General features: G+C 30.8%; 10 protein-coding genes. 8 read left to right on the forward strand and 2 right to left on the reverse strand.

Annotation, left to right across the window (positions count from 1 at the left end; translation table 11 throughout):
• The first annotated feature begins 204 nt into the window (after positions 1-204).
• The 8 genes from Q1A73_RS16525 to Q1A73_RS16560 all read left to right on the forward strand — a co-directional run bounded on the left by Q1A73_RS16525 (position 205) and on the right by Q1A73_RS16560 (position 9,799).
• Positions 205-1,482: a hypothetical protein gene (locus Q1A73_RS16525; protein ID WP_299607551.1), complete on the forward strand. Its 1,278-nt coding sequence runs from the start codon at positions 205-207 to the stop codon at positions 1,480-1,482.
• 73 nt (positions 1,483-1,555) lie between these two features.
• Positions 1,556-2,599 (forward strand): hypothetical protein, encoded by a 1,044-nt coding sequence (locus Q1A73_RS16530; RefSeq protein ID WP_299607553.1) that lies wholly within the window; start codon positions 1,556-1,558, stop codon positions 2,597-2,599.
• 1 nt (position 2,600) lies between these two features.
• On the forward strand, positions 2,601-3,341 hold the full coding sequence (locus Q1A73_RS16535; protein WP_299607555.1) for a glycosyltransferase family 2 protein: 741 nt from the start codon (positions 2,601-2,603) through the stop codon (positions 3,339-3,341).
• The gene (locus Q1A73_RS16540; protein WP_299607557.1) at positions 3,338-4,921 is read left to right on the forward strand and encodes a glycosyltransferase family 87 protein; all 1,584 of its coding nucleotides are present in this window, start codon (positions 3,338-3,340) and stop codon (positions 4,919-4,921) included. Before Q1A73_RS16535 ends, Q1A73_RS16540 begins: the two co-directional genes overlap by 4 nt.
• A gap of 9 nt (positions 4,922-4,930) precedes the next feature.
• Positions 4,931-6,610, forward strand: a complete 1,680-nt coding sequence (locus Q1A73_RS16545; protein ID WP_299607559.1) for an ABC transporter ATP-binding protein/permease — start codon at positions 4,931-4,933, stop codon at positions 6,608-6,610.
• Positions 6,611-6,612: 2 nt separating this feature from the next.
• Positions 6,613-7,506 carry a glycosyltransferase gene (locus Q1A73_RS16550; protein ID WP_299607561.1) on the forward strand — a complete coding sequence of 298 codons (894 nt, stop codon included), beginning with the start codon at positions 6,613-6,615 and terminating at the stop codon, positions 7,504-7,506.
• Between the two features lie 107 nt (positions 7,507-7,613).
• The gene (locus tag Q1A73_RS16555; RefSeq protein ID WP_299607563.1) at positions 7,614-9,137 is read left to right on the forward strand and encodes a radical SAM protein; all 1,524 of its coding nucleotides are present in this window, start codon (positions 7,614-7,616) and stop codon (positions 9,135-9,137) included.
• The gene (locus Q1A73_RS16560; RefSeq protein ID WP_299607565.1) at positions 9,137-9,799 is read left to right on the forward strand and encodes a methyltransferase; all 663 of its coding nucleotides are present in this window, start codon (positions 9,137-9,139) and stop codon (positions 9,797-9,799) included. The genes Q1A73_RS16555 and Q1A73_RS16560 overlap by 1 nt, the downstream gene beginning before the upstream one ends.
• 5 nt (positions 9,800-9,804) lie before the next feature.
• Here the strand turns inward: Q1A73_RS16560 and Q1A73_RS16565 are convergent, their stop codons facing one another.
• Positions 9,805-10,341 (reverse strand): nuclear transport factor 2 family protein, encoded by a 537-nt coding sequence (locus Q1A73_RS16565; RefSeq protein WP_299607567.1) that lies wholly within the window; start codon positions 10,339-10,341, stop codon positions 9,805-9,807.
• A 110-nt stretch (positions 10,342-10,451) separates the two neighbouring features.
• Positions 10,452-13,304, reverse strand: coding sequence for a carbamoyl-phosphate synthase large subunit (carB, locus tag Q1A73_RS16570; RefSeq protein ID WP_299607569.1), 2,853 nt, complete (start codon positions 13,302-13,304; stop codon positions 10,452-10,454).
• Positions 13,305-13,335: the final 31 nt, after the last annotated feature.

Here is a 13,335-nt window from a genome sequence, read left to right on the forward strand (position 1 = left end):
TCCTTAGTTTTCATTTTTTTTGTTCTAAGCTTTATAGGGATTACGCATCATGAACTTTGGTTAGATGAATCCCACAGTTGGTTGTTAGGAAGAGATAGCAACTCTCTATCCGATCTTATAATAAATACCAGCTATGAAGGACACCCGATACTTTGGAATATAATACTATTTTACATTAACCGGTTTTCTTCGAACCCTTTTTGGATGCAATTGCTACACATTATTATTTCTAGCATAGCAGTCTTCATATTTCTTAAAAAAGCCCCTTTTTCTTTATTGTTTAAGATATTATTCATTTTCGGGTATTTTATATTTTTTGAATATAACATAATTAGCAGAAATTATGGATTAGGAGTTTTATTTTTATTCTGTGCTTTAGCAATCTATAAAGACAGACATGAAAAATTTATTCTTTTTATTACTTTTCTGGCTATTGCAAATCATGTCCATTCAATTTTTATAATACTTTCATGCGCATTGCTTGGTATCATTTTTCTTGAAATGATCCTGAAAGAAGATTTCTTTTTAAAAAAGAAGTTTCTTATCGGTACTCTAATCTTTGGAGGTATCACAGCGCTTTCAGTTATTCAAATCATTCCTCCTTCCGATAGTATATATTTTGAAAGAACGACAGATCTTTCTGTATTTGAAAAACTTTCAAGAAGCGCAATTACTTTTTTTAAAGGAGTTTTTTTTATTCCTGATTTTAGAATGCTTCATTTTTGGAATACCCATTTGATCGTAAACCTTAGTAGACCATTTGCAATCATACTAGGAATTATAAGTATATTCATTCCTTGTTTCTTATTTTTTAAAAATAAGTTGGTTATGATCTATGCTTATTTAGGAATTTTGGGAACGATAGTTTTCTTCTTTGTTACTCAAGTATCTGCACCTAGATTTTTTGGAGTACATTTTCTTTTAATAATCACAGGATTATGGATTAATCACTACTATCCGTTTCAAACAAACATAATTAATTCCAAACTTCCCTTAATGTTATTAAAAAACATAAAAAAGAGTCTTATTTACAGCATGTTAATAACACAAATGATCGTTGGAATAACTGCATTTTACATGGATTTAACATTACCTTTTTCGAATTCCAAACAAACCATTACTTATCTAAAAACATCAAATCTCAACAATAAAATGGTCATTACCCAAGGATGTGGTGGGACTCCTTTGAGCAGTTATCTAGAAAAGCCTATTTTTTTCCTCGATGCAGACAGCTATGAAAGTTTTTGTAAATGGAATCGTAGAATTCCAATAGTACAAAATCCAGAGAAAGCTTTAAATGATTCTTTACAAAAGGTGCTAAACAATGTAAATCAGAGTGTTATTTTTATATCTACCCATTCTTTAAATACTGAAAAACAAATGACACTTTCAAATTCTTTAAACTATAAATTCTTGAAAGGTTTTAATAGTAGTATTGTCAAACAAGAAAGTTACTATATATATGAAATATCAAAAATATAAATACGGTATTCCAATATTGCTAATTACAATTACGCTATTGATACTCTCTTTTAGTTATCCAAAAAAGAGTAATATGATTAATTTAAAATGGAATAAATCATATCCCGAGGACACGTTTACCAAAAATGTGATTGCTCTAAAATGGTGTTTATCCTTTTTAGGTTCTGATCTGGTAGCAGATACGAAAACGGCAGGTATTTCAACAAATAAAGAACCTATAATAACTTTAAATATCCAACAATTAAAATTCAATAAAAATGCATCCAAATATCTAAAGAAACTTCATTCTCAATTAAAAAAAACAGAAGAATATAAAAAAAACAATGCTATTGATCTCGGAAGATATATAGCACTTACTATTGGTAGCTCCTATCATTATTACAAAATTGTAGATATACCTAACAAGCTTCAAGAGTATCATACTTCATATGCTTTTGATACTATAAAAGGCTATATCGATGATTCCAGTGTATCACTCGTAGACAGAATTATTTCTATATCAAAAAATAACACAGAAAATAGACAAGCATATATCTCCGCCGAAGTAGATTCTGTATCAAAAGAAATATTCGAATATGAAACTTTAGAAATAATGAATAATGGTCAACTAAAGTTTGGAATATATGACCGCAATGGAAATATTAAAGACGTTGCAGATCGCACGGTCACAAATGCTGGAAAACCAGCAAAGTGTATTTGGTGTCATGAAACAGGAATACAACCTTTATTTAGCAAACAAAATAACTATCCTGGATATTTAACGTACCCAGAATTAAAAGACTCTTTGGATAGGAATAATAAACTTCTAAGGTCATATCAGGACAAACATTGGCAGGATAAAGAAATTAGAAATAAGAGATTACATACTGAAATGGAAATATCTTACATTTCATTTATGGAACCTTCTGCAGAACATATTTCGAATGAGTGGGGAATTTCTATCGAAGAAGTAAAAATCAAATTAAAACATCTAAAAACACACCGGCATCATGAATTCGGATTTATTGGTGATTTATACCATAGAAAAGATATTGATGCACTGGCACCCTGGAAATCCTTAGAGATTCCCGAAAGTATACGCGAGAAATCTGCTAACGAGATTAATCATCTAAAATAGTATGTTACATTCAAAAAAGATAGTAGTCATTCTTCCTGCTTACAACGCAGAAAAAACATTACAAAAGACTTTTGAAGAAATTCCTTTTGATATTGTTGATGAAGTAATTCTTACAGATGATTTTAGCTCAGATCAAACCGTTCAGCTTGCAAATGAAATTGGAATTCAACATATTATAGAACACAAAACCAATATTGGGTACGGCGGAAATCAAAAATCATGTTATAAACGTGCATTGGCCATTGGTGCTGATATCATAGTCATGCTACACCCAGATTATCAATACACTCCCAAACTCATTCCTTCGATGGCTTATTTAGTAGCAAATGATATCTATGATGTAGTACTTGGTTCCAGAATATTAGGAAAAGGAGCTATACAGGGAGGAATGCCTATCTATAAATACATAGCGAATCGAATTCTCACCCTTTTTCAAAACATAATGATCAATCAGAAATTATCAGAGTATCATACAGGATATCGATGCTTTTCTAAAGAAGCGCTGTTAAAAATTAATTTTAAAGACAATTCGGATGATTTTATTTTTGATAATGAGATGTTAGCACAATGCTGCTTTCATGGCTTTCGTATTGGAGAAGTATCTTGCCCTACCAAATATTTTGAAGAAGCTTCTTCCATAAACTTTAGAAGAAGTGTTATCTATGGTTTAGGTATTGTTAGAGTATCAATACAATATTTTCTTCATAATAGTAAAATATTAAAATCACGTTTATTTGAATGAAAGGGATTTTAGCAAAAGAACAGAAATGGATACTATATATCTTACCACTACTATTGATGGGTATTATATATATTATAAAATCCTATTTCTTTTTACCTCATGATTTTGCTAATTATTACTTTGGAGCTTATTTCTTAGAAAACGGAAGTTTCTCTAAAATTATTTATGACCCTACATGGTTTAATCAAAAAATCTTCGAGATTCAAAAAAACGTTTTTGCAAGTTATTCGCCGAACACTCCATTTCTGGCTTTGTTCTTTGTTCCTTTTACATTAATTAGTTTTTCTACCGCAAAAATTGTTTTTAATTCTTTAAGTCTAATCTTATTTCTGTATACACTAAAAAACATATTTACTACTTATAAAATCTCAAACATCCATTATGTTACTGTTTTTCTGGTATTCTTAATTCCTATCAAAAATAATATCCTTTTTGGTCAGGTATACTTGTTACTCTTCTTTTTAATTTCTGAAGGTTTTTTAGCTTATAAGCAGGAGAAAAGATTGAAAATGGGAATCTTATGGTCCATTGCAATACTCCTAAAAGTATTTCCTTTAATTCTTTTTGGATTTTTACTTTTCCAAAAAAAAATAAAAAGCTTTCTGGTTTTAGCATTTTGTACTACGATAATTTTAGCTATTTCCATTTCTATCAACGGTTTCGATGCATGGATGTATTTTATAGAAAACATACTACCAAAAGCCAATAAAGGAGAGATATCAGGAGAGTTTATTAAAGGGTATCAATCCATATTAATGTTTCTAAAACATGTTTTTATACACAATGAGATCAAAAATCCGGATGCTATAATTCATAGTCCCAGCATATATTATTTGCTATTAATAGTATCTAAACTACTAATCATAGGATATGGATTATTAATTACTTGGCATCAAAAGTCAAAACTTCTTAGGTTTTCATACTGGATACTCGCATCTTATTTACTGTCTCCATATGGAAGTAGTTATAGCAATATTTTACTTATCATACTTTTAATTCAATTACTCAGGGAAAATTCAAAAGACTATCTGGTTTTATTAGGAGTAGCTATTCTATTTCTTATTTGTAATTTTCCATTTCACTATACCTACAATTTACCTCTACCCTTTTCTTTTTTAAAACTATTCCTATATTTATCATTATGGTGCCTACTTTTCTTCAAAAAAATAAATTTAGTAAAATGGCATCTAAGTATCTTGCCTATTAGCCTATGTGTTTCCGCTATATTCTTGTGGAATAATGATGAGAAAAAGATAAATCCAGATACAAATTACCTACTCGAAAAAGATCAACACCAAGCGTTGATATATGATTATTATGTAGAAAATGAGGTGTTAATGTATAAGTACTGGACAGAAGAAGGAAGTCAAACTAAGTCGACAAACATTAATGTAAAAAGTATAAATTATGAAATTAGCATAAAAAACAATCAGATCTATCATGGTACAACCAAAATTACAGATGATCCTTCGAACAAATATAAACCGGCAATTATCAATGAAGATACTTTGATTTATCTTTCGGATACTCAAAGAGGCTATGGTTTTTACACTTTTAGAAAGATAATCTTGACAAAATAATAAGTATTAATGAATTTTTTGAATTTAATAAAACGAATACAACGGGTGATTCCAATAGAGTATCGAAAGACTTCGAAGTATTTCTCCTTGCTTTCATTTTTCTCATTAATTCTTGATGCCTTTTCTATCTTTTTATTGATTCCTGTAATCATATCCATTTTAGGGCAAGAACATTCATTCGATTTTCTTAATGTCACTATTGAAACCAATACCCGATATGTGTTACTAGGTGTGGTCATCTTATTTTTTGTTGCAAAAAATTATATAGCCATAGAAATAAATAAATACCAGGCTAAAAAAGCATTTGAACTAGGTTCCGAATATTCTTCATTGTTATCTAAATACTACTTGTTAGAAAATTACGTAGTATTCAAGCAAGAAAAAAAGTCTACAGTTGCAAAAGATATCATATTTGTTCCAAACGATTTTGTTAGTAACGTATTACTATCTCTCAATACCATACTTAGCGAACTTTTATTGTTATTTATACTATGTCTTATAGGTGTTTTCTTTAATTACATAACTACTCTGCTTATCATTATGATTATGGTTGTGATTTTTATGGTTCATAAAAAATATAATAGCGCTGATTTAGAAAAAATAAACAAAACACGAATTAACGATTACAACCAAAATATTAGTAACCTAAATAATTTGCTAAACGGTTATCTTTCTTTAAAATCTTCGAATATCTCTGCATATTTCCTAAATGCATTTCATAACTCTAACAAAGCGCTTAACGAAAGCTATGCAATACTGCATGCCAAAAGGGTAAATAGTACAAAGCAAACAGAGATTATTTTGATTTTAATCTTATGCGTAATTTTCATGATTACTAATGTTTTGATTACTGATAAAACTAACGCTACAGTTTTTTTATCAGTTTTCGCAGCCTTATTATTTAAAGCAATCCCATCACTAAATAAATTAAATATTGCTTTTACCAATTTTAAAGCACACCTATATACCTTAGATATTATTGAAAAGAAGACTACTATTTCCAAAGACAAAAGAACAGCTAACTCTATAATTTCTTTTGAAAAGGAAATTTCTTTACAAGATATTTCTTTCTACTATGATCAGGATAAAAAGATTTTAGACAATCTGAATTTAAAATTTTCGAAAGGAAAGTTTACTGCTATTTCTGGAAACTCAGGAGTTGGAAAAACTACGCTATTAAATGTTATTTCTAAACTTATAAAACCTACTTCTGGAAATATCTATATAGATGATATTAAAATCACAGAAGAAAATAAATATGAATATTTTAATCTTTTCACCTACCTCACACAAAAACCTTTTATCTATGAAGGTACGATTCTAGAAAATATCGTTTTAAATAAAACAGATTACAATAAGGAAGAACTTAACGGATTGATTTCTGATTTAAAAATAGATAAAATAATAAATCAATTTCCAGATGGGATACATACTTTTATTGGATCGGATGCTGGTAATTTATCTGGTGGTCAATTGCAACTAATTTGTATAGCAAGAGCCATCATTAACAACCCGGAAATCCTCATATTGGATGAAGCTACCAATAATCTAGACAAAGAAGCTGAGATTAGAACATTAAGCTTTCTAAAAACTTATTCGTCCAAAAACAACTGCACAATCATTACCGTATCTCATCATATAGACGAGACTAAAAACATGTATGACTCCATAATTGAACTAAAAAAGTAATCATGAAATTTAGTATCATAACCATTACATATAATAGAGCTCAATTGATTGGAGAAACCATAGAAAGTGTGAGAAATCAATCTTATCAACATTATGAACACATTATTATAGACGACGGTTCTAATGACAATACAGAAGAGGTAATAAAAAGTTATAAAGATGATAAAATTATATATCACAAAATTAATAAGATTGGAAAACTAAGTGTTTTAAGAAACATTGGACTTAAAAATGCAACTGGTGAGCTCATTACTTTTTTAGACTCTGACGATCTCCTACATCCTGAGAAACTTGATCAAACACTCAAAACATTTTTAAAACATAAAAACTTACAGATGAGTGCGCATAATTTGTCCCTTTTTAGCAAAGAAGCAGTTTATAAAAACAAAGTTTATCAATTTCATAAAGATTTTAAAAAGAATATACTTCTGGACTTGTTATATAATAGAATCCAATCCTATTCTTCCTATACCTTTACATCAAACATTCTAGAAACTATAGGATTATTAGATGAGAGTTTTCATGACGGACAACATGATTTTTTTGCAAGAATTGTAAGTATCCATGAAACATACTTCATACACAAAAGTCTTATCAAACTTAGAAAACACAGAGATAATATGTCATCGAGAGAAAGCGAAGGACCTTTTATCGAATACTTAAAAACATTACAACATTTATATGAAAGTAAAAAAATTCTAAGACCACACTATCTAAATAGAAAGAGCTATATTTATAGTGAAATGGCAAGAATAAATGCAGACAACGTTCAATTTAAAACGTTTCTAAAAAAATCAAATGCACATATCAAATTAAATATTGAAGGGATTAAAATAATCATAAAAAACTTGAAACTCTATCTGTTTAGAAGATCTTATGTTGGTTTTCTAAAATAGATTAGACTTCTAATTGGTAAAACATTTCCTATCAAGTTTATTTGATATTCACAGTATCTAAAAACATAAAATAATTACATACTACTATAACGTAAGTTTTTTAAATAATGACTAAAAACAAAATAATCATATTTAATCCCAGAAGTGCCAATGCCAAACATAGAATTCCTAATTCTATATTACAAGTTGGTGCCTCTATTTATGGAAAGTACGATTTTGTTTTTATAGATGGTAATTTAGAAAGAGACCCTTGGAAAAAAATACTTAGTTATTTCTCTACCGGAGAATACAAGTACTTCTGCTCTACTGTGATGCCAGGACCTCAGCTAAAAGAAGCAATTCCTTTTACCAAAAGACTAAAAGAACAATTTCCTGAGTGCATCACTATTTGGGGAGGATATTTTGCCTCTAATCAATACAAAGTTTGTATCGAAGCTAATTATGTAGATTATATAGTTAGTGGACCAGGAGATGTTGCTTTCCCTTCGTTATTAGATGCTTTGGAACAAAAGGAATACGGAAGAATAAAAGATATTAAAAATCTGATTTTTCTTGATTCAGAAGGCAATATCATACAAACGCAAAAAGAAAAATTACTAGATCAAGATACTTTACCTCCATTACCATATCAACATCTAAATACCTTTTATGATTTAAAACATTACCTAAGTAAGACCTTCTTAGGAAAGAAAACATTTTCTTACCATTCTAGTTTAGGTTGTCCTTTTACCTGTTCATTTTGCGCTGTCGTTCCTATCTACGATGGCCGTTGGAAAGCGAAATCGGCGCAAACGGTATATGAAGATGTAAAATATTTTAAAAATACATATGGCATAGATGCTATTGAATTTCATGACAACAACTTTTTCACTTCCAGAAAGAGAGTTATCGAATTTTCTGAATTAATCATGAATGATGGAATTACTTGGTGGGGAGAAGGAAGAATCGATACGATTAATAAATATAGTGATGACGATCTCCTAACAATGAAAAAAGCGGGATGCAAAATGATCTTTCTTGGCGCAGAAACTGGAAATGACGAGATCCTAAAACAAATGAATAAAGGTGGTACCCAAACAGGTCAAACGATAAAAGATTTTGCGAAAAGACTGGCTCCAATAGGAATAATTCCTGAATTTTCTTTCGTACTGGGTATGCCTGCCGATTCTCCTAAAAAAGTGATGAATCAGATTAATTGGGATATTCAATTTATAAGAGAAATTAAAGAGATCAATCCCAATGCTGAAATTATTATTTACCTCTACAGTCCTGTAGCAACTGAGGGATCTGAATTGTATGAACAAATCCAAGATGCTGGATTTAGTTTTCCTAAAAAACTTGAAGACTGGTTAGATCCTGCATGGGAAAAATTTGACTTAAGAAAAAATCCTCTAACACCTTGGCTAACTCCAGAAATGGTTGATAAAATCAAAGACTTTGAAACCGTGTTAAATGGCTATTATCCCACAGCCTCGGATTTTAGAATTAAAGGTTTAAAGAAAAAAATATTACAAATCATTGCCAGTATTAGATATCAAAATCAAATCTACAAATATCCATATGAGATAAAGGCACTGCACAAAATATGGAAATATAGACAACCAGAAATACAAGGATTTTATTCTGAATAGTGAGGCTCTTTTTAAAGAAAATAACACATCCATTTTTAAAACTAGGTTTAAAATTATTCTATTTAAAACCAAGAAAATACAGTTATGATGGAATTAAGGTACTTGTCCATCCAGAAGTATTCCCTCCTCATCTTACGTTAAGCACAAAAATTTTGCTAGATTTTATCAACCCCATGAATCTGGAAAACAAAACACTTCTCGAACTAGGTTGTGGATCTGGCATCATTTCGTTATACGCATCTAAAAAACAAGCTATTGTAACGGCTACAGATATCAATAAAATTGCATTGCAATATTTAGAAAAAGCATCACTAAAGAACAATCTAGATCTAGAAATAATACAATCAGATCTTTTTGATAATTTGCAAAATAGAATCTATGATTACATCATTATAAATCCTCCATATTACCCAAGAACCCCAAAAAACACGAAAGAGAAAGCTTGGTTTTGTGGAGAGAACTTCGAGTATTTTGAAAAATTATTTAAACAAATTCCGAATCATATCACAAATTCATCTAATGTCTTTATGATTCTATCTAACGATTGTGATATCGAGCATATAAAGAGTATAACCTCGAAATTTGATCTTAACTTGAAAATCTTCTTTGAAAAAAAGATCTTGGGAGAAATCAATTATATTTTTAAGATCGCATCTAAATAGGTCATTTATTCAGAAAAAACTATAGGTTCTTTTTTATTAAAATCTTCTTCAGATATCTTATGACCATTAATCATAGTGGTATCCCAATCCTGAGTAATCTTCCAAACTCCTTCTATCTTTTTTAATACAATATGAAATTGACCATAAATAAGCTGAGTTTTGTCATTGGTAGTAAGTCCTATTTTATAGAAACCAACTTCATATGAGGTATCTTCATTAGTATGCCTGGAATCAAACCAAAAGTCGAGTTTGATTTGAGTCTTACTTTCTTTAGAAGCTTTAAAACTCTCTATATTCTTACGTTTAAAATCATCCTTTGTATCAATACCATTAGGTGTTACTCGTATGACACCAGTAGCATAAATTGCGTTTAGCGCATCGGCATCTTTTGCTTCATATGCTTTCTGAAAAGAAGCCCAAACAGTTTTATCAATATGTTGTTGTATTGCTTCAACATTGGTTTGTGCCAAAGTACTTAAACTGGATAGTATAAACCCAAAAAGAAAACATACTCGTATTACCATTCTGCTATTAATCATCATCGATATTTAAATTTTAGTCTATCTAAAGGTATACTAATAATCTATAACTAATATATTCGAACAAAAAAATCCCGTCAGAAAACGGGATTTTAGTTATATGCAGTATAAAATTATTTGCTCAAATACATCTTACGTCTAGCGTATAGATCATAGAACTGATCATCCTTAAGATCATCTATAAATAAAATACTTTCTCCAGTACTCTTCATTTCTGGACCTAATTTCTTATTTACATTTGGGAATTTGTTAAAAGAAAATACCGGCTGTTTGATTGCGTACCCTTCTAAATGTGGTTTGAAATCAAAATCTGTAACTTTCTTTTCCCCTAACATTACCTTAGTTGCATAATTCACGTAAGGTTCTCCGTATGCTTTTGCAATAAAAGGTACGGTTCTAGATGCTCTTGGATTCGCTTCTATGATATAAACCGTATCATCTTTTATAGCAAACTGAATATTAATCAGACCAACTGTATTTAATGCTAAAGCAATTTTATGTGTATGATCCTTGATTTGTTGCATTACAAACTCTCCAAGGTTGAACGGAGGTAATGTTGCATTTGAATCTCCTGAGTGGATACCACAAGGTTCAATATGCTCCATAATTCCGATGATGTATACATTTTCTCCATCGCAAATCGCATCTGCTTCAGCTTCGATTGCTCCATCTAAATAGTGATCTAATAATAACTTGTTATTCGGAATTTTACGAAGTAAATCAACTACATGCTCTTCTAATTCTTGCTTGTTGATCACAATTTTCATTCCTTGACCTCCTAATACATACGATGGACGTACTAATATTGGAAAATCTAAACGATCCGCTACTGCCAACGCTTCATCTGCTGTCTCGGCTGTATCAAATTCTGGATAAGGAATATTATTCTCTTTTAATAATGTAGAAAAACTTCCACGATCCTCAGCAAGGTCAAGAGACTCATAGCTCGTTCCGATGATATTAATACCATAACGATCTAGTTTCTCAGCCAATTTTAATGCCGTTTGACCTCCTAACTGTACGATTACACCTTCTGGTTTTTCATGTCTTATGATATCATAGATGTGCTCCCAGAAAACAGGTTCGAAATATAATTTATCCGCTGTATCAAAATCTGTAGAAACAGTTTCTGGGTTACAGTTAATCATAATCGTTTCATATCCACATTCTGCAGATGCTAAAACTCCATGCACACAACAATAATCAAACTCGATTCCCTGTCCAATTCGGTTAGGACCAGAACCTAATACCACGATTTTCTTTCTATCTGTAACTACACTTTCATTAGCAACAATTACTTCTCCTTCTGGAGTTTGCGTTTCTGCTTCAAAAGTAGAATAGAAATAAGGTGTCTGCGCCTTAAACTCCGCAGCACAAGTATCTACCAGTTTATAAACTCTATTAATTCCGAGTTCATCTCTCTTATTATATACTTCACTTTCATAACAACCAACCATATGCGCAATTTGTCTATCAGCAAATCCTTTTTGTTTTGCTTCCAGTATCAAATCCTTCGTTAATGATTGGATGGTATAAGTAGAAATTTCTTTTTCTAATAAATGTAGTTCTTCGTATTGCTTTAAGAACCACATATCGATCTTAGTAATCTCATGAATACGACTTAAAGGAATTCCCATCTGAATAGCATCGTAGATCACAAAAACTCGATCCCAACTAGCATAAGTTAGCTTCTCGATAATCTGATCGTAATTCTTGTATCCTTTTCCGTCTGCACCAAGACCATTTCTTTTAATTTCTAATGACTGTGTAGCTTTGTGTAATGCTTCCTGGAAAGAACGTCCAATTCCCATTACCTCACCTACTGCTTTCATTTGTAGTCCAAGAGTACGATCAGAACCTTCGAACTTATCAAAATTCCAACGAGGAATTTTTACAATTACATAATCCAATGTTGGCTCAAATAAAGCCGAAGTAGATTTTGTAATTTGATTATCTAATTCATCCAGTGTGTATCCTATAGCTAATTTAGCAGCAATTTTTGCAATGGGGTATCCAGTAGCTTTCGATGCCAATGCCGAAGAACGAGATACACGAGGATTGATTTCAATTGCGATGATGTCTTCATTTTCATCAGGACTCACTGCAAATTGTACATTACAACCACCAGCAAATTCACCAATACTACGCATCATATGGATCGCCATATCACGCATTTTTTGATATGTCTTATCACTAAGTGTCATTGCTGGAGCTACAGTGATTGAATCACCAGTATGAATACCCATTGGATCCATATTTTCGATAGCACAAATAATAACTACGTTATCATTAGCATCTCTTAATAACTCTAATTCATATTCTTTCCAACCAATTAGTGCTTTATCAATCATAACTTCATGGATTGGAGATGTTTCTAATCCACGAGTTAATAATTCATCGAAATCTTCTTCTTTATATACAAAAGATGCTCCCGCTCCTCCTAAGGTATAAGAAGCTCTAATTACTAAAGGAAATCCAAATTCCTGAGCAATTTCTTTTCCTTTTAAATAAGACCCTGCAGTTGCTTGCGGTGCCATTCCAACACCAATTTGAAGCATTAATTCTCTAAACTTTTCGCGGTCTTCGGTAATATTGATTGCATCGATATCAACACCAATAATCTCTACATCAAAATCTTCCCAAATTCCTTTTTCATCTGCTTCGATGCATAAATTCAAAGCAGTTTGTCCTCCCATGGTTGGTAACACTGCGTCTATATTAGGATGCTTCTTAAGAATCTCTATAATAGATTTAGTATTCAATGGCTTTAGATATACGTGATCTGCCATTGAAGGATCCGTCATTATAGTCGCTGGATTAGAATTTATTAATATTGTTTCTATTCCATCTTCTCTTAATGAACGTAGTGCTTGCGATCCTGAGTAGTCAAACTCACAAGCTTGTCCAATGATAATTGGACCTGATCCAATGATTAGTATACTTTTTAGTTTTTGATCTTTTGGCATTTTGGTGTTGGTATTGAAAAATTAAAAATAT

Origin of the sequence: uncultured Aquimarina sp. (assembly GCF_947492115.1) — a bacterium.
Taxonomy (GTDB): Bacteria; Bacteroidota; Bacteroidia; order Flavobacteriales; family Flavobacteriaceae; genus Aquimarina.

What these genes read in the sequence shown, in the direction of transcription:
- Q1A73_RS16525 (WP_299607551.1), top strand. Translation starts at nt 205, where the DNA reads ATGCAATTGCTACACATTATTATTTCTAGCATAGCAGTCTTCATATTT.
- Q1A73_RS16530 (WP_299607553.1), top strand. Translation starts at nt 1,556, where the DNA reads ATGATTAATTTAAAATGGAATAAATCATATCCCGAGGACACGTTTACC.
- Q1A73_RS16535 (WP_299607555.1), top strand. Translation starts at nt 2,601, where the DNA reads ATGTTACATTCAAAAAAGATAGTAGTCATTCTTCCTGCTTACAACGCA.
- Q1A73_RS16540 (WP_299607557.1), top strand. Translation starts at nt 3,338, where the DNA reads ATGAAAGGGATTTTAGCAAAAGAACAGAAATGGATACTATATATCTTA.
- Q1A73_RS16545 (WP_299607559.1), top strand. Translation starts at nt 4,931, where the DNA reads ATGAATTTTTTGAATTTAATAAAACGAATACAACGGGTGATTCCAATA.
- Q1A73_RS16550 (WP_299607561.1), top strand. Translation starts at nt 6,613, where the DNA reads ATGAAATTTAGTATCATAACCATTACATATAATAGAGCTCAATTGATT.
- Q1A73_RS16555 (WP_299607563.1), top strand. Translation starts at nt 7,614, where the DNA reads ATGACTAAAAACAAAATAATCATATTTAATCCCAGAAGTGCCAATGCC.
- Q1A73_RS16565 (WP_299607567.1), bottom strand. Translation starts at nt 10,341, where the DNA reads ATGATGATTAATAGCAGAATGGTAATACGAGTATGTTTTCTTTTTGGG.
- carB (WP_299607569.1), bottom strand. Translation starts at nt 13,304, where the DNA reads ATGCCAAAAGATCAAAAACTAAAAAGTATACTAATCATTGGATCAGGT.